This window comes from Marseilla massiliensis (assembly GCF_016899955.1).
Taxonomy (GTDB): Bacteria; Bacteroidota; Bacteroidia; order Bacteroidales; family Bacteroidaceae; genus Prevotella; species Prevotella intestinigallinarum.
This window is the reverse complement of sequence record NZ_JACJJL010000019.1, coordinates 22,234-45,328: the sequence shown is the minus strand read 5'-3', so window position 1 is coordinate 45,328 and position 23,095 is coordinate 22,234. Positions and strand designations below refer to the sequence as shown.

The following is a 23,095-nucleotide window of genomic DNA, read 5'->3' as shown; positions in this document are numbered from 1 at the left end:
TACCGAAAGATGGAATTTGCCAATAAAGAATACCTTTTCCTGCTGCTGCTCGTCATACCCTACCTGCTGTGGTACCTGATGTACAGGAAGAAGAGCGAGCCCACGATGCGCGTGGCCGACACGTTTGCCTACAGGTTTGCCCCGAAGAGCTGGAAGGTGCGGCTCATGCCGCTGCAGATGCTGCTTCGCGTGGTGGCTTTCGTAATGCTGGTCATTGTGCTGGCTCGCCCGCAGACGCAGAACTCGTGGAAGAACAAGACCGTCGAGGGCATCGACATCATGCTCGCCATCGACGTCTCCACCAGCATGCTGGCCGAAGACCTCAAGCCCAACCGCCTCGAGGCTGCCAAGCAGGTGGCCGCCGAGTTCATATCGGGACGGCCCGACGACAACATTGGCCTTACCATTTTCGCTGGCGAGGCCTTCACGCAGTGCCCCATGACCACCGACCACTCGTCGTTGCTCAACCTGCTGCAGAACGTGCGCACCGACATAGCCGCGCGCGGCCTCATACAAGACGGTACGGCCATAGGCATGGGCCTGGCCAGCGCCGTGAGCCGACTCAAGGACTCTAAGGCAAAGAGCAAGGTGGTAATACTGCTCACCGACGGAAGCAACAACATGGGCGACCTGTCGCCAATGACCTCGGCCGAGATAGCTAAGAGCCTCGGCATAAGGGTCTACACCATCGGCGTGGGCACCAACAAGGTGGCGCCTTACCCGATGCCGGTGGCCGGAGGGGTGCAGTATGTCAACGTGCCGGTCGAGATAGACACGCGTACGCTCAGCGACATCGCCGCCACCACCAACGCCGACTTCTACAGGGCAACCAACACGGGCGAGCTGCACGAGATATACAAGGAGATTGACAAGCTCGAGAAGTCGAAGCTCAGCGTAACGCAGTTCAGCAAGCGCTACGACGCCTACCAGCCGTTTGCGGCCGCTGCAGCCCTGGCGCTGCTGCTGGAGCTGTTGCTGCGCATCACCGTCTTCAGGAGAATACCGTAACCTAATCAAGGATAAAGAAAACAGTGAGTAATCATGTTCAGATTTGAAGATCCCGCATACCTGTATCTTTTGGCCGCCGTGCCGGTGCTGGCGCTCATACGCTTCGTGCTTGCCCGCAGGCAGCGCAGGCGCTTGCGCAGGTTTGGCGACCCGGCGCTGCTGCGCCAGCTCATGCCAGGCGTGTCGCGCTGGCGGCCCGATGCCAAGTTCTGGCTTCTCGAAGCCGTGCTGGCGCTGCTCGTGGTCATGCTCGCGCGGCCGCAGATGGGAACCAAGATAAGCCACGAGAAGCGCACCGGAATAGAAACCATCATTGCCATGGACATAAGCAACTCCATGTTTGCCGAAGACGTGGAGCCGAGCCGCCTTGACAGGAGCAAGATGATGGTCGAGAACCTTGTCGACAACTTCACCGACGACAAGGTTGGCCTGATAGTCTTCGCCGGCGACGCTTTCGTCCAGCTGCCCATCACCAGCGACTATGTGTCGGCAAAGATGTTTCTCAGCGACATATCGCCATCGATGATAGCCACACAGGGCACCGACGTGGCAAGGGCCATCGAGATGGCCACCCACAGCTTCACCCAGCAGCAAGGCATAGGCAAGGCTATCATCGTCATCACCGACGGCGAAGACCATGAGGGTGGGGCCGTCGAGGCTGCCGAGGCCGCCCGCAAGAAGGGCATGCGCGTCTATGTGCTAGGTGTGGGCTCGCCCAAGGGTTCGCCCATACGCATGCCCGACACCGGCGACTACATAAAGGACAATGCGGGCAACACCGTCATGTCGGCGCTCAATGAAGACATGTGCAAGCAGGTAGCCGAAGCTGGAGGCGGGGCATACATCCACGTCGACAACAACAGCAACGCCCAGGAGCAGCTCAACTCTGAGCTCGACAAGCTGGCAAAGAAAGAGACATCGAGCACTATTTACAGTGACTACGACGAGCAGTTCCAGGCCTTCGGGCTCATAGCCCTGCTGCTGCTCATCATCGAGACATGCCTGCTCGACAGGAAGAACCCGCTGTTCCGCAACGTAAGGCTCTTTGCCCGCCGCAAGAAGGCCGTAGCCATGGCGGCGCTGCTCATCGCGTCAACGGCCACGGCCATGGCGCAGTCCGACCGCCAGTACATACGCGACGGCAACCGCCTCTTCCGTGCCGGCGACTATGCCGGGGCCGAGGTGGCCTACCGCAAGGCCATCGAGAAGAACCCGCGCAACCCGCAGGCTGAGTTCAACCTGGGCAACGCCCTGCTCGCACAGAAGAAAGACTCGGCGGCCATCACCTCGTTTGAGGCGGCCACGAAGCTCGAGTCAAACTCTTTGCGAAAGGCGCAGGCTTACCACAACATCGGAGTGGTGTGCCAGGGCCACAAGCTCTATGCCGAGGCCATCGAGGCCTACAAGGCTGCCCTGCGCCTAAACCCTAAGGACGACACCACCCGCTACAACCTCGAGCTGTGCAAGCGGCAGCAGCGCAAGCAGCAGCAACAGCAGCAGAACAAGCCCAAGGAAGACAAGGACAACAAGCAAGACGGGCAAGACAAGAACAAGAAAGACAAGGACAACAAGCAGCAGCAGCAAAAGCAAGACCCGGAGAAGATGAGCAAGGAGAACGCCGAGCAGCTGCTCAACGCTGCCGTGCAGCAGGAGAAGAGCACGCAGGAGCGGATGAAGAAAGCCATGCAGCAGCCGCGTTCGCGCAAGTTGCAGAAAAACTGGTGATAGAGTAACGTTATGAGAAGAGCATCTGTATTATTCGCATTTATCATGGCCGTGATTGTGGCAGCGGCACAGAGGCTGGTGGCCGACGCCCCGGCCGAGGTGGCCGTCGGCGAGCAGTTCCGCCTTACATATACCGTCAACACGCAAAACGTCAACGGCTTCCGCGTGGGCACCATACCGGCAGAGCTGGAGGTGCTCATGGGGCCGAGCACGTCGTCGCAGTCGAGCTTCCAGATGGTTAACGGGCACACCAGCTCATCGTCGTCAATCACTTACACATATATAATATGCGCCAACAAGGCCGGCACCTACTCGATACCTGCCGCCCACATCAGCGTAGGGGGCAAGACCATTGCCTCAAACCAGCTCCGCATCAAGGTTAGCGGAACCTCGAGGCAGGGGGCGCAGGGCCAGCAGGGCCAGGGCGAGGGCGGTTTGCGGCCGGCAGGCTCGCGCATCAGCGGTTCCGACCTGTTCATAAAGGTCAGCGCCAACAAGCGCAGGGTGCACGAGCAAGAGCCCATACTGCTTACGTACAAGGTCTACACGCTCGTCGACCTGACGTCGCTCAAGGGCAACATGCCCGACCTCAAGGGCTTCCACACCCAGGAGGTGCAGCTGCCGCAGCAGAAGAGCTACAAGATAGAGACTGTCAACGGGCGCCCATACCGCACGGTGACATGGAGCCAGTATGTGATGTTCCCACAGATTACCGGCAAGCTCGAGATACCGAGCATCACCTTCGACGGCATAGTGATACAGCAAAACCGCGATGTCGACCCGTTCGAGGCGTTTTTCAACGGAGGCTCGGGCTATGTCGAGGTGAAGAAGAAGATAAAGGCTCCGGGCCTCACCATACAAGTCGACCCGCTGCCGGCGCGCCCCGCAGGGTTCTCCGGCGGAGTGGGCAGCTTCACCATCTCGGCCCAGCTCAACAAGACCGACATCAAGGCCAACAACCCCGTCACGCTGCGTGTCATAGTCAGCGGCAGGGGCAACCTCAAGCTGATAAAGAAGCCCGAGGTGAAGTTCCCCAAGGACTTCGACACCTACGACGCCAAGGTGACCGACAAGACCAAGCTCACGAGCAACGGCGTGGAGGGCAACATGGTTTACGACTTCCTTGCCGTGCCGCGCAACCAGGGCAAGTATGAGATACCGCCCATAGAGTTTGTTTATTACGACACTGAGGCCAACGCCTATAAGACTGTAAAGACGCAGGCCTTCACCCTGAACGTGGCCAAGGGCTCGGGCAGTGCCAGCGTGAGCGACTATACTGGCGATGCTGCCGACGACCAGCTCAACAAAGACATACGAGGCATCAAGACAGGCGATGCCGACGTTCACGACATCGGCGACTTCTTCTTCGGCTCTACAGCCTACTGGGTGGCCATGTGCGTGCTCGCTGCCATCTTCGTGTCGCTGTTCGTCGTCTTCCGCCACCGCGCCATAGCCAACGCCAACATCGACCGCATGCGTGGCAAGAAAGCCAACAAGGTGGCCACAAAGCGCCTGAAGAAGGCCAACCGCCTGATGTTGGATGGCAAGGCTTCGCTGTTCTACGACGAAGTGCTGCGCGCCCTGTGGGGATATGTGGGCGACAAGCTCAGCATACCCGTCGAGAAACTGTCGCGCGAAAACATCAGCCAGCGGCTCGCCGAGCGCAGCGTGGGCGACGAGACCATAGCCCTGTTCATCGGGGCGCTCGACGAGTGTGAGTTTGAGCGCTACGCCCCGGGCGACGTCAAGGGCAACATGAGCAAGACGTTCGAAGCTGCCATGACAGCAATAATGAGAATAGAGGAGACAATGAAGAAACGCAAGAAGAGCGCCGCAGCCACGGCCACGGTGCTGCTGCTCGCCCTCATGGCGTGGCTGCCGTCTGACGCCGGGGCCATAACCAAGGCCAACGCCGACAGCGCCTACGCCCGACAGCAGTACCAGCAGGCCATCAAAGACTACGAGGAACTGCTGCACGACGGCGTCAGCGCCGAGCTTTACTACAACCTGGGCAACGCCTACTACCGCACCGACAACATCACCCGGGCCGTGCTCAACTACGAGCGAGCCCTGTTGCTCTCGCCCGGCGACGGCGACATACGGTTCAACCTGCAGATGGCACGCAGCAAGACCATCGACAAGATAACTCCCGAGTCGGAGATGTTTTTCGTGACATGGTACCACGCGCTGGTCAACATCATGAGCGTCGACGGGTGGGCGCGGACGGCGCTCGTCTCGTTTGCGCTGGCCATAGTGCTCGCGCTGGCCTACCTTTTTTCGGCCCGAATATGGGTGCGCAAGGTGGGCTTCTTCGGCGGGCTGGCCTTCATAGCCGTGTTCATATTGGCCAACCTCTTCGCCTACCAGCAGCGACAGGAACTCGTCAACCGCACAGGCGCCATCATCATCTCGTCGGCCGTGCCAGTAAAGAGCACGCCCTCGAAGAGCGGCACCGACCTGTTCATACTGCACGAGGGCACCAAGGTCGAGATAACCGACGGCACCATGCGCGGCTGGAAGGAGATACGTGTGGCCGACGGCAAGGAAGGCTGGATTGAGACTTCAAAGATTGAAATAATATAAATGACATCCGCTGATGGATTTTGAGCCGATAATACAGTTCGACAAGCAGCTGCTGCTGGCGCTCAACGGCAGCGACTCTCTATTTCTCGACGGCTTGGCCATGGCCCTGACCACGGCATCCACGTGGGTGCCGCTATATGTGGCGCTGTTCTACCTTGTGCTCAAGAACAACGAGAACGTGCGCCAGATACTGCTTGTGGTGGCCTGCGCGGCAGCCTGCGTGCTCCTTGCCGGCACCGTCGACGACACCCTCGTCAAGCCGCTTGTTGCCCGCTGGCGGCCCACCCACGACCCGCAGATAGGCATCCTGGTCGATGTGGTCGACGGCTACCGTGGCGGCAAATACGGTTTCTTTTCGGCTCATGCGGCCAACACGTTCAGCGTGGCCGTGTTCTTCTGCCTGCTCGTGCGTAGCAGGGCTCTCTCGGTGGCCCTGGTGGCGTGGTCGCTCACCAACTGCTGGACCCGCGTATACCTCGGGGTTCACTATCCCGGCGACATACTCTGCGGACTGCTGTGGGGCGGCCTTGTGGGCTTTGCCGTCTATTGGGCCTACTGCCGCATCTACGTGCGCATGAAGGTGGGCAAGGGCTTCATCTCTTCGCAGTACACATCCACCGGCTATCAGCATTCCGACATCAACGTAGTGCTGTCGGTGCTGGCCTTCACGCTGGTCTACTGCATCTTCCGCGGCTGCCTCACCCTGGCTTAGCCTGCCTGCAGGCCGCCGGCGGGGCACATGGCCCGGGCCCCGGCAAGGCCCCGGCGACCGTCATGCCACAGGCTTAGGCCGTATGTCGCGCCGTGCGGCGCGGCCATCATTAATTGACAAACAACATGGATACAAAACACATACGCATAAGCGATTACGACTATCCGCTGCCCGACGGGCGCATTGCAAAGTTCCCGTTGGCCGAGCGCGACCACTCTAAACTGCTCGTCTACGACCACGGGAGCATAGGCGACGACATTTTCTGCAACCTCCCCTCACATCTGCCCGCAGGGGCATTGATGGTTTTCAACAACACCAAGGTGATTCAGGCCCGCATACATTTCCGCAAGGACACGGGTGCGCTCATCGAGGTCTTCCTGCTCGAGCCAGCGGCCCCGGCCGACTATGAGCAGATGTTCCAGGCCACGGGCTGTTGCTCGTGGCTGTGCCTTGTGGGCAACCTCAAGAAATGGAAGGAGGGCCGGCTCAGCCGCAGCTTCACCGTCAGGGGGCACAACGTGACCCTGAGCGTGGAGCGTGGCCCCGAGCACCACACCAGCCACCGCATTGACTTCAGCTGGGATTGCCCCGAGGTGACCTTTGCCGACATTCTCGATGCCGTGGGCGAGCTGCCCATACCGCCATACCTCAACCGCAAGACCGAAGAGAGCGACAAGACCACCTACCAGACGGTGTACTCGAAGATAAAGGGCAGCGTGGCTGCGCCGACGGCGGGGCTGCACTTCACCGACAGGGTGCTCAAGGCCATCGACGAGCGAGGCATCGAGCGCGAGGAGCTCACGCTGCATGTGGGCGCCGGCACGTTCAAGCCTGTGAAGAGCGCCGAAATCGAGGGCCACGAGATGCACACCGAATATATATGCGTCCACCGCCACACCATAGAGCGGCTCATTGCCCACGGGGCGCAGGCCATTGCCGTGGGCACCACCAGCGTGCGCACGCTCGAGAGCCTCTACTACATGGGGCTGAAGCTGGCCGCAAACCCCGACCTGGGCGAGGAGCAGCTGCACGTGGGCCAGTGGGAGCCCTATGAGACCGACGCGGCCCTGACACCTGTCGAGGCGCTGGGCCACATACTCAGGTTTCTCGACCGCCACGGGCTGGGTTCGCTGCACTCGAGCACGCAGATAATAATTGCCCCGGGCTACAAATACAAGATAGTGAAGATGCTCGTCACCAATTTCCACCAGCCGCAGAGCACGCTGCTGTTGCTTGTCAGTGCATTTGTCAACGGCGACTGGAGGCGCATCTACGACTATGCTCTGGCCCACGACTTCAGGTTCCTGAGCTATGGCGACAGTTCACTGCTTATACCCTGACACGATAAAGAACAGATTTATGAAGATAGGAGACAAAGTACGCTTTTTGAGCGAAGTCGGCGGCGGGCGTGTCGCCGGTTTCCAAGGCAAGGACGTCGTCTTGGTCGAAGACGAAGACGGCTTCCAGATACCCACTGCCGTGGCCGACGTGGTTGTGGTCGACGACGATGACTACAGCACGCGCCGCATCGTTGAGAACAAGATGAAGCCGGCTGCCACCGTGGCCGACGACGACAGCGATTACGACCCGGCCGACAGGCCCGTCACCTTCAAGGCCCCCGCCGAGGAGCGCAAGGGTGGCGACATGCTCAGTGCCTACCTGGCCTTCGTGCCTGTCGACGTGAAGGCCATCACGTCGTCGCGTTTCGAGACATATTTCGTCAACGACAGCAATTACTACATGCACTACGTCTACTCTGTGGCCGAAGGCGCCGGGTGGCAGTTGCGCTCAACGGGCGAGGTGGAACCCAACACCAAGCTGTTCATAGAGGAGTTTGGCCGCGATGAGCTGGGCACCATGGAGCGCGTTTGCGTACAGCTGGTGGCCTACAAGCGCGACAAACCGTTTCTGATGAAGCCGGCGGTCGACGTGCAGCTGCGCATCGACCCGGTAAAGTTCTATAAGCTGCACACTTTCTGCGAGAACGATTTCTTCGAGCAGCCGGCGCTCGTGCTTGCCATCATTGAAAACGACAAGCCCGCGCGCCCGCTGGTGATCGACGCCAAGCGCCTCAAGCAGGAGATGATGGGCAAGGCGGCTGCCGACTCGCAGCCATCCCGTCCGCAGCCAAAGCATGCCGGGGCCGACGGCAAGGACGATCCGCTCGTGGTCGACCTGCATGCCGGCGAACTGCTTGAGACCACTGCTGGCATGTCGGCCGCCGACATACTGAACTATCAGCTGGAGACATTCCGCAACACCATCAGGCAGTATGAGAAGCAGAAGGGAAAGAAGATTGTGTTCATCCACGGCAAGGGCGAGGGCGTGTTGCGCCACGCCTTGGTCAACGAACTGCGCTACCGCTTCAAGAGCTGCCAGTATCAGGACGCCTCGTTTCAGGAGTATGGCTACGGGGCCACACAGGTTACAATAAAGTGATGGCATCATGAGACATGGTTTCGTTACAGTGGCCGCTGCCGTGCCATCGGTGCGCGTGGCCGACACCGACTTCAACCTGCGCGCCATAGAGTGCCAGATAGCCCGCGCCGAGGGCATGGGCGTCGAGGTGCTGTGCTTTCCCGAGCTCAGCCTCACGGGCTACACCTGCCAAGATTTGTTCCGCTCGCAGCTCCTCGTCGACAAGGCCGAGGAAGCCCTGCTGCAGTTGCTCGACTTCACCCGCAAGCTCGACGTCATATCCATTGTGGGCCTTCCGGTGGCCGTGGGCGGACTGCTGCTCAACTGCGCCGCTGTGGTGCAGAAGGGGTGCCTGCTCGGCATAGTGCCCAAGACATATCTGCCCAACTACAACGAGTTCTACGAGAAGCGCTGGTTTGCCTCGTCGCGCGACCTGCGCCCCACCGAGATTTACCTTGCCGGCAGTTCGGTTGTGCTGTCGCCCGACCCAAAAGTGTTTGTCACCGTCGACGGCACAAGGTTTGGCATCGAGATTTGCGAAGACGTGTGGGCACCCGTTCCGCCGAGCAACAACCTCGCACTGGCCGGAGCCGACATCGTGTTCAACCTCTCGGCCAGCAACGAGCTGATAGGCAAGCACGCCTACCTCAAGTCGCTGCTGGCACAGCAGAGCGCCCGCACCATCAGCGGCTATGTGTATGCAGGCAGCGGTTTCGGCGAGAGCACGCAAGACGTGGTCTACGGGGGCAATGCCCTTGTCTATGAAAACGGAGCCCTGCTGTGCGAGGGCGACCGCTTCTCGCTCGAGCCCCAGTTGCTGGTGGCGCAGGTCGATGTAGACAGGCTGCGCTCCGAGCGCCGCTCCAACACCACGTTTGTCAACGCCTCGCGTACGGCCGGTGCCACGGTGGTGCAGGCCAAGCCCGTTGAGGCCCGCGACTTCATGCTGTTGCGCGACGTCGAACCGTGGCCCTTTGTGCCGCAGGGCAGCGACAGCGAGGCAGCCCTCAACGAGGTGCTCGACATACAGACGCTGGGCCTCGCCCAGCGACTGGCCCACACCAAGTGCCGCCAGGTGGTGGTGGGCATCAGCGGCGGGCTCGACTCCACGCTCGCCCTGCTCGTATGCGTTAGGGCCTTCGACAGGCTGAAGATAGACCGACGCGGCATCGTCGGCGTTACCATGCCCGGCTTCGGCACCACCGACCGCACCCACGACAATGCCGTGGCGCTCATGCAGTCGCTGGGCGTGTCGTCGCGCGAGATAAGCATCAAGGCCAGTGTGGAGCGGCATTTCATGGACATAGGCCACGACATGGGCGTTCACGACGTGACCTACGAGAACAGCCAGGCGCGCGAGCGCACACAGATACTGATGGACCTGGCCAACGAACTGGGCGGATTCGTCGTCGGCACGGGCGACCTCAGCGAGCTCGCCCTTGGGTGGGCCACATACAACGGCGACCACATATCTATGTACGGCGTCAACGCCGGGGTACCGAAGACGCTCATACGCCACCTCGTGAAGCACATAGCCATGACGGAGGTCGACGGGACGTCGCGCGACACCTTGCTCGACATCATCGACACGCCCATCAGCCCGGAGCTGATACCGGCCGACGAGCAGGGCAACATAAGCCAGAAGACCGAGAGCCTGGTGGGCCCCTACGAGCTCCACGACTTCTTCCTCTACTATTTCGTGCGCTTCGGCTTCCGCCCGGCCAAGATTTACATGCTGGCCCGCCGCGCCTTCAACGGCTCGCACCCCGAGGCAGGCCACTTTGACGACGAGACCATACGCTACTGGCTCACTACTTTTTTCAGGAGGTTCTTCAGCCAGCAGTTCAAGCGCTCCTGCCTGCCCGACGGGCCAAAGGTGGGCAGCGTGAGCCTCAGTCCGCGCGGCGACTGGCGCATGGCCAGCGACGCTTCGGCCGACATTTGGCTCAAAGAGTGCTCCGAGCTGTAGGCCGGTAGGATGGTCACATGTTTTGCTTTTGCCGCCGTGCGGCCTGCACCACGTTTGTCGTGCAGGCCGTGCGGCGGCTTCCGTTGTGGCCGTATGTGTTGCCTGCCTGCCCGGCAACAGGGTCAGGCGGGATATGGATATGATGGAATAATGGGTTAAAAAGACTTAAAGCAATGCCGTTTTTTACTCAGCATGGCTCCGTGTTACAGTAAAAACCATTAACTTTACTCCCGTGTTGCGGGCGCCCCCGGCGTTGCAAGGGTGGCACCCACAGGTAAACCAAGAAAAAACTATGCAAGATAACGACAGAAATTCACTCGACAGGTATATCGAGGAGATATGCCGCGAGCAGGTGCTCACGGCCGACGAGGAGCGCGAGCTGGCCGGGCGCATAGCCCGGGGCGACGGCAAGGCCGCCGAGAAGCTCGTCACGGCCAACCTGCGTTTCGTCATTTCAATGGCCAACAAGTACCGCGGGCGCGGGGTCGAGGTTGAAGACCTCGTGAGCGAGGGCAACATTGCCCTGATGAATGCGGCCGCCAGGTTTGACGCTTCGCGCAGCCGTTTCGTGTCGTATGCCGTGCCGATGGTGCGCCGTGCCATGGAGCAGGCCGTAGAGTCGCAGGGCGCGCTCTACCGTGTGCCGCGTGGCGAGGCCACCGCAGCCGAGAAGCGCCGCAGCCGTGCGCTGTCGGTCGACGCCCCGCTTGGCGGCAGGGAAAACATCAACCTGCTCAGCCTGCTGGTCAATCCCAACGCCCCGGAGGCCGACGCCATGTTTGACGACAGTCCGCACGGCAGCCTTTTGGCCGATGCCCTCGGCGTGCTCGACGAGCGCGAGCGCAGGGTGGTGGCCGCCGTCTTCGGCATAGGCTGCGAGCGGCTCACCATGGCCGAGGCCGCTGCCGAGATGGGGCTGAAGCGCGAGCGTGTGCGCCAGATACGCGACAAGGCCGTGAGAAAACTGTCGAAGCAACTGAAGGCCCCCCATGGATAGTAATTCACCCAAGCGCCGACAGGGCGCCATGGCCTCAGGAAGCGGGCGCGTGAGCGAGACCGACAGTTACAGGCGCGACCACCTGATACGTGTCATCGAGCGTTGCGTTGAGGGCATGACGCTCAAAGAGCTCGAAGCCATGAGCTACGATATGTTCACCAAGGGATATATCGAGGCCGAAGATTTATGACCTTTCAAATCATTATGTTATGAATAAATTGTTTGTATGCATTGTGGTGCTGGCCGTTGTTGCCTTTGCCGCAGTGCTTCACGGGCAGTCGTCGCGCGAGCCGTTCTCTACGGTGGGCGTCGACGGTTTTGCGGCCCTGGCCGACTCGTCGGGCGTTCAGCTTGTCGACGTGCGCACCGATGCCGAGTATTCAGAGGGCCATCTGCCCGGGGCGATGCTCATCGACGTAAAGTCTGCCGGCTTTGACAGCGTGGCCACTGCCAGGCTCGACCGCAGCCGCGTGGTGGCAGTGTATTGCCGCAGTGGCAGGCGCAGTGCCGACGCCGCGCGCAGGCTGGCTGCATCGGGCTACCGGGTGGTAAACCTCGACGGTGGCATCATGGCGTGGCAGAAGGCAGCGCGCCCCGTGGTGAAATGAGGCTCCAATCCGGTGGGCGCAGCCGCATAGAGCGCGACAAGGCCACCGTGCGCCGCATGATTGAGCTGTATTGTCGCCGCAAGCTGGGGTTGCCCGGCATAGTAGGCGAGTATGCCGAACTGGCCGACTACGCCATGCGCAGGCTCGAGCGCTGCCGCTTTGGCGAGGGCAAGCCGGCTTGCAAGAACTGCCCCGTACACTGTTACTCGCCGGCCAGGCGCACGCAGATACGCCGAATCATGCGGTGGGCCGGGCCGCGCATGCTCATCTACGCCCCGTTGGAGGCGTTGCGCCACCTGCTGTCGCGCTGAGGCGCAAGCGGGCACCCAATAAACATGGGGGCATTTTAGGAGTTCAGGAGTACAGGAGTTCAGGAGTACAGACAATAGTTTTTGTTTGTAATGGAGTTGGAGGGAGGTAGAAGGAGTTACAAGGAGTTAGAGGACGATAGCATAGACTATCATCGCGCAGCCCTTTCTTAATTCTTAATTCTTTGCTCGGAGTACAGACAATAGTTTTGTGAGCAAGGGAACCCTTGGGGCATGGGGAAGTGTTGCAGAAAGAGATAGTCAATGCTATTGTGTTGCAGGAAGAGATAGCCAATGCTATTGTGTTACAGGAAGAGATAGTCAATGCTATTGTCCTCTAACTCCTTGTAACTCCTTCTAACTCCTCTACCTCCCTTTCCATTATACACAAAAACGTGAGGTTGCATGTGTGCTGCCGTTTTGCAGCGCAGTACGGCCTGTTCCGCCCTGCCGCATGGCCCTTCCTGGCCTTTGTTTCGGCCCGTGCCGTGTGGGCGTGAGGCCCGGCGTTGCATTTAGGTGCGCCGAGCCATGCATTTTTTACGACAAATCCGTTTTCCGCCGCGTGCCGGGGCCATTGCCAAGGCAGTGTTTGCTTGGCAGCTGCCATGACGCAACAGGTGCGCCCTCCGCGGAACTGTCCACGGCAGGCGCACCTGTTGCGCATCGCGTCTGCTTGTTTGTCGTTGCAGGGCGTCAGAAGGGCAGGTCGTCGGCGCTGGTGTCGCCGGCTGCCGAGTCGGATGCAAACGGGTCGTCGCCGACTGCGGCATTCTGTGCCGGCGGGAACGGTGCCTGTGCCACACCTGCGGCGGCTGCGCCCATGGCTGCTGTCGGCTGCTGCTGTGCCACTCGGTTGACGGCCCATGCCCTGAAGCTGTTGAACCATCGGTCGCGCCACTGTCGTGCGTCGATGTCGAACGACACGGTGAGCTCTTCGCCCATCTGTATGTTGAACTGCGATATCTTGTCGGCCCCAAATACCTCGAAGCACATCTTGCGGGGGTATTGGTCATGGTTCTCGATTACGTATTCTTGTGCCTTCCACTCGTTGCCCGTGCTTTTCGACGTGCCCGTCTTCGGGTTGAGTATGGCTATTATCTTTCCTGTAAAATCCATTTGCGTGTGTTGAGTTTGTTGTTAAACGGTTGTAGAGCTGCACCGCCCGTTCAGCTGAACGGCAGGTCGTCGGTGTTTGAGCCGGCGGCGAACGGGTCGTCGGAGGCAGCACCGGGCTGTGCCGGCGGGAACGGGGCAGCAGTGGCAAAGTCGGTGGCGGCCGTTGCTGCCGGCTGCATGGCGTTGCGGTTGACGGCCCACACCCTGACACTGTTGAACCAGCGGTCTTGCCACTGGCGCGCGTCGATGTCGAACGACACGGTGAGCTCTTCGCCCATCTGTATGTTGAACTGTGCTATCTTGTCGGTGCCGAACACCTCGAAGCACATCTTCTTGGGATACTGGTCGTGGCTCTCGATGACATACTCCTGCACCTTCCACTCGTTGCCCGTGCTTTTGGATGTGCCGGTCCTTGGTGGCATGACGGCGATTATTTTTCCGGTGAATTCCATAAGTTGCTGTAGTTTTTATTGTACAATGCTTTTAAGCGATTGCGAAATTACAAAAATAGTTTTAAATTGGGCAACTTTTCGTGCGATAATTTTGCTTTTCACATTGTTATTTTGTATTTTTGTAGACATTTTAATCAAAGGATAGATAACTAATTAAAGAAATAAGCACACATGAGATTTACTTTGTCGAGCACTGCGCTAAGCAGCAAACTCATTGCCCTGTCGAGGGTTATCAACAGCAAGAACTCATTGCCCATACTGTCAGACTTCGTGTTCGAGGTAGAGGGCAACACGCTGAAGCTGACCGCATCAGACAGCGAGAACATGATAAAGACGTCGGTGGAGCTCAACGAGAGCGACGAGGACGGCAGCTTTGCCATTGGCAACCATGACCTGCTCGAGGCCGTGAAAGGCTTTTCGGAGCAACCTCTGACATTCGAGGTGGACCGCAGCAGCAACCTGGCCAAGATTGTCTACCAGAACGGGCAGTTCTCGCTGTCTATTGAGAGCGCCGACGAGTTTCCGCAGGCATTGCAGGTGGGCGAGGGCGCAAGCACGATAACCATAGGCAGCGACCTGCTCGGCGACTGCATCAACCGCTCCATCTTCGCCACGGCCCAGGGCGAGCTGCGCCCCGTGATGAACGGCCTTTACTTCGACCTCACGCCCGAGTGCCTGTCGATAGTGGCCACCGACAGCCAGCGGCTCGTGCGCAACAAGGTGTTCGCCGTGAGCAGCGATGTGCCCGCGTCGTTCATCCTGCCCAAGAAGCCGGCCACGCTGCTCAAGAACATGCTCGGCAAAGACGTGAGCGAAGTGACCATAAGATTTGACGAGCGCAACGCCGAGATAACCTTCGACGACTGCATCATCATCTGCAGGCTCATCGAGGGCCGCTACCCCAACTACAACGCCGTGATACCGCTCAACAACCCCAACCACCTGACCGTTGACAGGGTGGCGCTGCTGAGCGCCCTGCGCCGTGTGCAGCCTTTTGCCAGCTCGAGCAACCTTGTGCGGTTCCACATAGAGAACAGCGTGCTGCAGCTCGACGCCGAGGACTACGACTTCTCGAAGACAGCCACCGAGAGGATGGCGTGCGACTACAACGGGCTGCCCATGAGCATCGGGTTCAACGGCTCTTCGTTCATCGACATGCTCAGCAACTTTGAGTGCCAGGACATAGTGATACAGCTGGCCGACCCGAGCCGGTCGGGCGTCTTGGTGCCGTCGGAGCAGCCCGAAGGCCAGGATGTGCTCATGCTGCTTATGCCAATGCTTTTAAACGAATAACAACGCTGGCAGGATGAGACTAAACCTTAACAAGCCCCTCGTGGTGTTCGACCTCGAAACCACGGGTCTGGATTTGGTGAAAGACCGGATCATACAGCTGTCTTACATAAAGGTGAGCCCCGACGGGCAGGAGAAGCGCGTCAACCTGATAGTGAACCCCGGCAAGCCCATACCGGCCGAAGTGACTGCGCTAACGGGCATCAGCGATGCCGACGTGGCCGGAAAGCCGTTGTTCAAGGAGATTGCGGCCAGGCTCTGCGAGGAGTTCCGCGGGTGCGACTTCGCCGGGTTCAACTCAAACCACTTTGACATACCCATGCTCGCAGAGGAGTTCCTGCGCGCCGGCATCGACTTCGACTTCTCAAAGTGCCACCTCATAGACGCCCAGACCATATTCCACAAGATGGAGAGGCGCAACCTGGCAGCGGCATACAAGTTTTACTGCGGGCGAGCAATGGAAGACGACTTCGAGGCACACAGGGCCGACCAAGACACCGAGGCCACCTACAGGGTGCTGATGGGCGAGCTCGACAAGTACAGTCCAGAGACCGAGCCCGACCCGGAGCGGCAGTTGCAGAACGACGTTGCCTTCCTGGCCGACTTCTCGCGGCAGAACAACAACGTAGACTTTGCCGGGCGTGTGGTCTGGGCCGACATGAAGGACGCGCAAGGCAATGTGGTGACAGGGCCCGACGGCAAGCCCCGCCAGGTGGAGGTGTTCAACTTCGGCAAGCACAAGGGAGAGCCCGTGGCGCAGGTGTTGCGCTACGACCCCGGCTATTACAGCTGGATACTCTCGGGCGACTTCACTTACAACACTAAACAGGTGCTCACCCGCATACGTCTGCGCGAGAGCAAATTAGGCTGACAACGAAATATGCTGAAAGGTAAAAAGATAGTGCTGGGCATCACCGGCTCGATAGCGGCCTACAAGGCTTGCTACATCATACGCGCCCTGGTGAAGGCCGGGGCCGAGGTGCAGGTGGTGATAACACCTGCCGGCAAGGAGTTCATAACGCCGATCACGCTGTCGGCACTGACGCAGAAACCCGTCATCAGCGACTTCTTCTCACAACGCGACGGCACATGGCACAGCCACGTGGCGCTCGGGCTGTGGGCCGACGCCATGGTCATCGCGCCGTGCACGGCATCGACCCTGGGCAAGATGGCGGGCGGGGTGGCCGACAATATGCTGGTAACCACGTATCTGTCGATGAAGGCCCCGGTGTTCATAGCCCCGGCCATGGACCTCGACATGTATGCCCACCCCTCAACACAGGCCAATCTCGAGAGGCTGCGCTCATACGGCAACCACATCATTGAGCCGCAGAGCGGATATCTCGCCAGCGGCCTTGAAGGCAAGGGGCGCATGGAAGAGCCCGAGGCAATTGTCAAGGCCGTCGACGACTATTTCCGCGGCAACACCGGGCAATTGGCCGGCAAGCGCATCATGATAACCGCCGGGCCTACCTTCGAGCGCATAGACCCGGTGAGGTTTGTGGGCAATTACTCCAGCGGCAAGATGGGGTTTGCCCTTGCAGGCGAGTGCGCCCGGCGCGGGGCCGACGTGACTCTCATTGCAGGGCCGGTGGCCCTGAAGGAGGGCAGGGGCATAAGGCGCATCGACGTTGAGAGCTGCGACCAGATGTACAGGGCCGCCGTGAGCGAGTTTGGGGGCTGCGACGCCGCCATACTCTGTGCCGCCGTGGCCGACTTCCGGCCCGACAGCGTGGCCGACAGCAAGATAAAGCGCGGCGACAGCGACCTGGTGCTGAGGCTCAAGCCCACCCACGACATTGCCTCGGAGCTCGGGCGGATGAAAAAGCCAGGCCAGAGGCTCGTGGGATTCGCGCTCGAGACCGACGACGAACAGGCCCACGCCATGGGCAAGCTGGAGCGCAAGAACCTCGATTTCATTGTGCTCAACTCGCTGCGCAACAAGGGAACGTGCTTCCGCTCCGACGAAAACCAGGTGTGCATACTGACACGCGAGGGGATGACCGAATACCCTAAGAAAAGCAAGGAGGGCGTGGCCGAGGACATCATAGGCAGGCTGGCCGAGATAATGTAAACCTAAAAATACAATGGACGCCAAGAGATTGTTGCTTGCGGCTGTGGCCGCTTTCATCGTGACGGCCTCGCACGGGCAGGAGCTGCAGGCCAAGATAAACATCAACCACAGCAAGGTGGGAGTGACAGACGTCAGCGTTTTCGACAACCTGCAGCAGACGCTGGAGCAGTTTGTAAACGACAGGCAGTGGACAGACCTGCAGTTTCAGAAGAACGAGCGCATTGTCTGCAATTTCAACATCACGGTAAACAAGTACGACAAGACCAACAACACCTTTGAGTGTACGGCCACGATACAGGCCAACCGCCCCGTGTACAACTCGCAGTACAACTCGACGCTCTACAACAACCAGGACGCAAACTTCAACTTTCAGTTCGCTCAGTTCGACCAGCTCAACTTCAACGAGGATGTCATCGACAACCAGCTGACGGCCCTCTTCGCCTATTACGCATACCTGATAATAGGCATCAACCTCGACAGCTTTGCCCCCATGGGCGGCACCGACGTGTTGCAGAGGTGCCTCAACCTTGTAAACAACGCGCAGAACCTTGAGTTTACTGGCTGGAAATCGTTTGAGGACAGCAAGAACAGGTTTGCCATCATCAACGACTACCTCGACGAAGCCATGAAGCCTTTCCGCCAGCTGCAGTACGACTACTACCGCACGGGCCTCGACGAGATGGCCTCGAACGTGGAGCGCGGGCGCACCAACATAACAGCCGCGCTCGAAAACGACTTGAAGAAGGCTCACGAAGACAAGCCGTTGAGCATGCTGCCGCAGATATGGACCGACTATAAGCGCGACGAACTGGCCAACATTTACAAGGGCAAAGGCACGCAGAAGGAAAAAGAGAGCGTTTACAACATTCTCTTCGGCATCAATGCCTCGCAAAGCAATTCGTGGAACAAAATCAAGGAATGAACAATGCTTAAGCAACTAATCATAAAGAACTTCACCCTCATCGACACGCTCGACATAAGGTTCAACCCCGGCTTCTCGGTCATTACGGGCGAGACGGGCGCCGGAAAGAGCATCATACTCGGTGCCATTGGTCTGCTGCTCGGTCAGCGGGCCGACACCAAGGCCATCAAGGCAGGGGCGTCGAAGTGTGTCATCGAGGCCCATTTCGACCTCTCGCGCTACGACATGGAGGAGTTTTTCAGCCAAAACGACATAGAGTACGACCCCGACGACTGCATAGTAAGGCGCGAGCTGGCCGCATCGGGCAAGAGCCGGGCTTTCATCAACGACACCCCGGCGCCACTGGCCCTGCTCAAGGAACTGGGCGAGAGACTCATCGACGTGCACAGCCAGCACCAGAACCTGCTGCTCGGCAAGCAGGACTTCCAGCTCGAGGTGGTGGACATCATTGCCGACGACGCCGCTGAGCTGGCCCTTTACCGCGAGGCTTTCTCGGAATACACCGACTCGGTGAAGGCCCTCGGCGAGCTTAATGAGAAGATAGAGCGCGACAGGGCCAACGCCGACTTCATAAGGTTCCAGTACGACGAGCTCGACTCGGCCAGGCTCGCGGAAGGCGAGCAGCAGGAGCTCGAGCAGAAAGCGTCGACCATGAGCCATTCGGAGGAAATAAAAAGCGCGCTCTACGAGGCCGACAACATGCTGGCTGCCGAAGGCGCCGGGGCCGTGGGCAACCTGCGCTCGGCCGGCGGTGCCATGGAGGCCGTGGCAAGCATGCTGCCCCAGGCCGCCGAACTGGCAGAGCGGCTCAACAGCGCATACATAGAGCTCAAGGATGTGTCGCAGGAGATAAGCCGCCTGCTTGAAAGCATAGACTTCGACCCTGTCGAGCTCGACGCCATCAACGACCGCCTTGACACCATCTACAGCCTCGAGAAGAAATATCACTGCGAAAGCGTCGAGGGGCTCTTGGCGCGGCGCAACGAGCTGCGTGAACAGATAGACAACATAGACAACAGCGACGAGGCGCTGGCCGAACTGCAGGCCAAGGTTGACGCCGCACGGCAGCATTGCCTCGACTGTGGGGCGCGGCTCACTGCCTTGCGCACCGACGCCGCACGGCGCATTGAGGGCGAGATGCAGCAGAGGCTTGTGCCGCTGGGCATGCCGAGCGTGCGCTTCAGCGTGGCCGTCGACGCCGAGCAACCGTCGCGCAACGGGTGCGATCGTGTGGCCTTCCTGTTCAGCGCCAACCGCAGCACGCCCATGCAGCCTGTGTCGCAGGTGGCGTCGGGCGGCGAGATAGCCCGCGTAATGCTCTCGCTGAAGGCTATGATAAGCGGGGCCGTGAAGCTGCCCACCATCATCTTCGACGAGATTGACACCGGTGTCAGCGGCAAGATAGCCGAGAAGATGGCGCTGATAATGCAACAGATGGGGCGCAGCGACCGCCAGGTGATAAGCATAACCCACCTGCCGCAGATTGCAGCAGTGGGGCAGACGCACTATAAGGTATACAAGGAGGAGACCGACAGCGGTACGACAAGCCGCATGATACTGCTCGACGGCGATGCCCGGGTGAGGGAAATCGCACAGATGCTGAGCGGAAGCGACGTGTCGGAGGCCGCCATTAACAACGCAAAGGAACTACTTAGGAAATGAGACGTACACTTATTTGCATTATGGCCGCGCTCGCATTGTGTGCGGCACAGGCCCAGCCGAGCTGGGTGAAGAAGGCCGCAAAGGCTGTGTTCACCCTCAAGACATTCGATGCCGACGGCAATCTTATTGCCAGTTCCAACGGGTTTTTCGTTGGCGAGCAGGGGGAGGCCCTGAGCAGCTTCGCGCCTTTCAAGGGGGCCGCGAGGGCTGTAGTCATCGACACGAAGGGCAACGAGATGCCCGTGGCGAGCATCATCGGGGCAAACAGCACGTATGATGTGGCCAAGTTCAGGGTCGAGGCTAAGTCGACCGCCCCCTTGGCCATAGCTGCAGCCAATGCCGCAGAGGGCAGCGCTGTGTGGCTCTTGCCATACAGCACGAAGAAGTCGCCTGATTGCATCGAGGGCCGGGTGAGCAAGATTGAGACGTTCCAGGGCTCTTATGCTTACTACACCGTCGGCATGAAGGGCATAGAGAATTCCGTCAGCTGCCCGCTGTTCAACGCCAATGGCGAGGTGATTGGACTGATGCAGCAGCCGGTAGACGCCAAGGACACTACCAACTATGCCGTCAGCGCGGCCTTCGCCAACTCTCTGAAGACCAACGGGCTGAGCATAAACGACGCCACGCTCAACTCTACTTCCATAAAGAAGGAGTTGCCCGACGAGCTCAACCAGGCCGTGCTTACGCTCTATGTGGCCGGCTCGGTGCTCGACTCCGCGGCATACGCCGCCACCGTCAACGACTTCATTGCCAAGTTTCCGAACGCGGCCGACGGCTACATCTCGCGCGCGCAGCTGTCGGTGGGGGCGCAGGACTACGCCGCCGCCGATGCCGACATGCAGCAGGCGATAAAGGTGGCCGACAAGAAAGACGACGCTCACTTCAACTATGCCAAGCTGATGTACCAGAAGTTGATGTTTGCTGATGCCAAGCCTTACGACAAGTGGACATTCGACGCCGCTGCCGCCGAGGCCCGCGCAGCCTACGATATAAACAAGGTGAGCCTGTACCGGCAGTTGGAGGCGCAGATACGCTTTGCCCAGAAACGATACGACGAGGCATATTCCATATACTCCGAGCTGCTGGGCGGCGACATGCGCAATGCCGAAACGTACTTCGCGGCGGCGCGCTGCAAGGAGATGATGAGCGATACGACAGCCATGCTGGCATTGCTCGACAGCGCCGTCAACACCTTCAGCAAGCCTTACCTCAAGTCGGCGGCGCCTTACATCCTTGCCCGGGCGCAGGCACTGCTCAGCATGAAGGAGTACCGCAAGGCAGTGGTCGACTTCAACGAGTATGAGAAGCTGATGCCTACCGAGGTCAACGCCAACTTCTACTACATACGGGCGAGGGCCGAAATAGACGGGCACATATACCAGGCCGCCCTCAACGACTTGGCAACAGCCATTGGCAAAGACCCCAAGAACACGCTTTACTATTGCGAGAAAGCGTCGCTCGAGATACGTGTCAACCTGTTCGACGATGCCATAAAGACGGCCGGGCAGTGCATTGCCGTCGACCCTAAGCTCGGCGAGGGCTACATGTTTCTTGGTCTGGCGCAGTGCCTTAAGGGCGACAAGGCCACCGGAAGGCAGAACCTGCAGAAGGCAAAGGACTTGGGCGACACCCAGGCCCAGGAGTTGATAGACAAGTATGCCAATTGACGGCGCCCGCACGGCAATGGGACGGCGGCGGGAGGGCATGCCCCGTAGGCTTGCGCCAATACGGCGCTTTGCCTGCGGGGCATGTCTGTCTTGCCTGTTCTATTTCGCTACATTTTCTCTGATAATGATGTTTCCCCTCATCCATACATTCTGGCCACAATTGTCCGTCGGGCTGCCCGATGCAGTAATGGCATCCATTCCATTCGCCACAAAACTCTTTCCCCGCTCCCGTCGGCGCCAACTCTGCCGCGTTGTTGCTGCATAGGGCGCTATGCCTGCTGCAAAGACTGCAGGCAATTTGCAGGGGATTGGATGATGCGGCTTGCACTCTGACTGCCTGTTGCGGGCAAATGAAAAGGATACGTGATGCACATCCATCCCGTATCCTTATATGTCTTGAATATAGTTATAGGCTGTCTTTGTATTATCAGCGGCCGGTTTGAGCTGTTTTTCTTAGGCGGCTTGTGTGTTTGCCTTGTGGCATGGCTGCCTATGTGGCGAAACAAACGGGCAGGCACTATCGGAGAGACACTCAGGTCGGCTTGGTAGATAAGGCTGCTTCTATAGCGTCAATACACTTTCCTGGCACTGGTTGCATGCGCTTGGCGCGTCCGATTTGCCAAAGCGGATTCTCAGTTTCTCAATCATGTCTTTGGTCATCGCGTCCAAGTCGTACTCGGGTTTCCAGCCCCACTCCTGGCGTGCACAAGTGTCATCCAGTGAGTTTGGCCAAGATTCGGCTATGGCCTGGCGTAGCGGGTCAACCTCGTAAACCATTTTGAATTCAGGTATATACTCCTTTATTTTATTGTATATGGTATCTGGCTCGAAACTCATGGAGGCAATGTTGAACGAGTTGCGGTGGACAAATTTGTCGGGGTCGGCTTCCATTATCTCAATTGCGGCGCGCAGGGCGTCGGGCATGTACATCATGTCCATGTAGGTGCCTGCGGCAATGGGGCACTTGAACGTCTCACCTTTCACTGCCGAATAATATATGTCAACGGCGTAATCGGTGGTGCCGCCACCCGGGGGCGTCACATACGAGATAAGTCCGGGGAAGCGAACCGAGCGAGTGTCTACCCCAAAGCGGTTGTGGTAATAGTCGCTCAGCAACTCTCCCGACACCTTGGTAACGCCATACATGGTGCGTGGGTTGCGGATGGTGTCTTGCGGGGTCTTGTCTTTTGGTGTATCGTCGCCAAACACGCCTATTGAACTGGGGGTGAAGACCGCACAGTGCATCGTGCGTGCCACCTCTAAAACGTTGAACAGCCCGCCCATGCCAATCTTCCAAGCCATCTGCGGCTTTGACTCGGCAACGGCAGACAGTAATGCCGCCAGGTTGTAGATAGTGTCGATTTTGTACTTGGAAACGGCTTCTGCAATCTGCTGCTCATTGGTGACATCTACGATGGCGCTCGGACCCGACTCTTTCAGCTCACCTGTAGGTTCTGCACCCGGGATGTAGCCGGCAACGATGTTGCCGTTGTACAGCCCTCTCAATTTCATGGTCAACTCTGAACCAATCTGGCCGGTTGAACCGATAATCAATACATTTTTCATGCTTTGTCGTTT

At 59.1% G+C, this 23,095-nt stretch carries 20 protein-coding genes; 17 read left to right on the top strand and 3 right to left on the bottom strand.

Annotation, left to right across the window (positions count from 1 at the left end; all coding sequences use genetic code 11):
- The first annotated feature begins 9 nt into the window (after window positions 1-9).
- From H6B30_RS11220 to H6B30_RS11170, 11 genes are all read left to right on the top strand, one after another.
- Window positions 10-1,008, top strand: coding sequence for a vWA domain-containing protein (locus tag H6B30_RS11220; protein WP_205110644.1), 999 nt, complete (start codon window positions 10-12; stop codon window positions 1,006-1,008).
- Window positions 1,009-1,041: 33 nt separating this feature from the next.
- Window positions 1,042-2,733 (top strand): VWA domain-containing protein, encoded by a 1,692-nt coding sequence (locus H6B30_RS11215; protein ID WP_205110642.1) that lies wholly within the window; start codon window positions 1,042-1,044, stop codon window positions 2,731-2,733.
- A 12-nt stretch (window positions 2,734-2,745) separates the two neighbouring features.
- A complete protein-coding gene (locus tag H6B30_RS11210) occupies window positions 2,746-5,316 on the top strand; it encodes a BatD family protein (RefSeq protein ID WP_205110639.1) in 2,571 nt (856 codons plus the stop codon).
- A 13-nt stretch (window positions 5,317-5,329) separates the two neighbouring features.
- Window positions 5,330-6,028, top strand: coding sequence for a phosphatase PAP2 family protein (locus tag H6B30_RS11205; protein WP_205110637.1), 699 nt, complete (start codon window positions 5,330-5,332; stop codon window positions 6,026-6,028).
- Between the two features lie 125 nt (window positions 6,029-6,153).
- A complete protein-coding gene (locus tag H6B30_RS11200; RefSeq protein ID WP_205110635.1) occupies window positions 6,154-7,368 on the top strand; it encodes an S-adenosylmethionine:tRNA ribosyltransferase-isomerase in 1,215 nt (404 codons plus the stop codon).
- A gap of 19 nt (window positions 7,369-7,387) precedes the next feature.
- Window positions 7,388-8,467: a DUF2027 domain-containing protein gene (locus tag H6B30_RS11195; RefSeq protein WP_205110633.1), complete on the top strand. Its 1,080-nt coding sequence runs from the start codon at window positions 7,388-7,390 to the stop codon at window positions 8,465-8,467.
- 7 nt (window positions 8,468-8,474) lie between these two features.
- On the top strand, window positions 8,475-10,415 hold the full coding sequence (locus H6B30_RS11190) for an NAD(+) synthase (RefSeq protein ID WP_205110631.1): 1,941 nt from the start codon (window positions 8,475-8,477) through the stop codon (window positions 10,413-10,415).
- Between the two features lie 292 nt (window positions 10,416-10,707).
- Window positions 10,708-11,412 carry a sigma-70 family RNA polymerase sigma factor gene (locus H6B30_RS11185; RefSeq protein WP_205110629.1) on the top strand — a complete coding sequence of 235 codons (705 nt, stop codon included), beginning with the start codon at window positions 10,708-10,710 and terminating at the stop codon, window positions 11,410-11,412.
- Entirely contained in the window at window positions 11,405-11,602 is a 198-nt protein-coding gene (locus tag H6B30_RS11180; RefSeq protein WP_205110722.1) for a hypothetical protein, read from the top strand. The genes H6B30_RS11185 and H6B30_RS11180 overlap by 8 nt, the downstream gene beginning before the upstream one ends.
- Window positions 11,603-11,621: 19 nt before the next feature.
- Window positions 11,622-12,020, top strand: a complete 399-nt coding sequence (locus H6B30_RS11175) for a rhodanese-like domain-containing protein (protein ID WP_205110627.1) — start codon at window positions 11,622-11,624, stop codon at window positions 12,018-12,020.
- The gene (locus H6B30_RS11170) at window positions 12,017-12,331 is read left to right on the top strand and encodes a nitrous oxide-stimulated promoter family protein (protein ID WP_205110625.1); all 315 of its coding nucleotides are present in this window, start codon (window positions 12,017-12,019) and stop codon (window positions 12,329-12,331) included. Before H6B30_RS11175 ends, H6B30_RS11170 begins: the two co-directional genes overlap by 4 nt.
- Window positions 12,332-13,024: 693 nt before the next feature.
- Here H6B30_RS11170 and H6B30_RS16680 read toward each other — a convergent pair.
- Window positions 13,025-13,447, bottom strand: a complete 423-nt coding sequence (locus H6B30_RS16680) for a DUF3127 domain-containing protein (protein WP_205110623.1) — start codon at window positions 13,445-13,447, stop codon at window positions 13,025-13,027.
- A 50-nt stretch (window positions 13,448-13,497) separates the two neighbouring features.
- The gene (locus tag H6B30_RS11160) at window positions 13,498-13,899 is read right to left on the bottom strand and encodes a DUF3127 domain-containing protein (protein WP_205110621.1); all 402 of its coding nucleotides are present in this window, start codon (window positions 13,897-13,899) and stop codon (window positions 13,498-13,500) included.
- Window positions 13,900-14,070: 171 nt separating this feature from the next.
- Between H6B30_RS11160 and dnaN the strand changes: the two genes are divergently transcribed.
- From dnaN to H6B30_RS11130, 6 genes are read left to right on the top strand one after another with little or no spacing between them, the layout of a single operon-like run.
- Window positions 14,071-15,192: a DNA polymerase III subunit beta gene (gene dnaN, locus H6B30_RS11155; protein WP_205110619.1), complete on the top strand. Its 1,122-nt coding sequence runs from the start codon at window positions 14,071-14,073 to the stop codon at window positions 15,190-15,192.
- A 13-nt stretch (window positions 15,193-15,205) separates the two neighbouring features.
- Window positions 15,206-16,060, top strand: coding sequence for a 3'-5' exonuclease (locus H6B30_RS11150; RefSeq protein WP_205110617.1), 855 nt, complete (start codon window positions 15,206-15,208; stop codon window positions 16,058-16,060).
- Between the two features lie 9 nt (window positions 16,061-16,069).
- Window positions 16,070-17,263: a bifunctional phosphopantothenoylcysteine decarboxylase/phosphopantothenate--cysteine ligase CoaBC gene (coaBC, locus tag H6B30_RS11145; RefSeq protein WP_205110615.1), complete on the top strand. Its 1,194-nt coding sequence runs from the start codon at window positions 16,070-16,072 to the stop codon at window positions 17,261-17,263.
- Window positions 17,264-17,276: 13 nt separating this feature from the next.
- Window positions 17,277-18,185 (top strand): type IX secretion system protein PorD, encoded by a 909-nt coding sequence (gene porD, locus H6B30_RS11140; RefSeq protein ID WP_205110613.1) that lies wholly within the window; start codon window positions 17,277-17,279, stop codon window positions 18,183-18,185.
- Window positions 18,186-18,188: 3 nt separating this feature from the next.
- Window positions 18,189-19,847, top strand: coding sequence for a DNA repair protein RecN (gene recN, locus H6B30_RS11135; protein ID WP_205110611.1), 1,659 nt, complete (start codon window positions 18,189-18,191; stop codon window positions 19,845-19,847).
- A complete protein-coding gene (locus H6B30_RS11130) occupies window positions 19,844-21,517 on the top strand; it encodes a trypsin-like peptidase domain-containing protein (protein WP_205110609.1) in 1,674 nt (557 codons plus the stop codon). The genes recN and H6B30_RS11130 overlap by 4 nt, the downstream gene beginning before the upstream one ends.
- A gap of 561 nt (window positions 21,518-22,078) precedes the next feature.
- Here the strand turns inward: H6B30_RS11130 and H6B30_RS11125 are convergent.
- Window positions 22,079-23,083: an NAD-dependent epimerase/dehydratase family protein gene (locus H6B30_RS11125; protein WP_205110607.1), complete on the bottom strand. Its 1,005-nt coding sequence runs from the start codon at window positions 23,081-23,083 to the stop codon at window positions 22,079-22,081.
- Window positions 23,084-23,095: the final 12 nt, after the last annotated feature.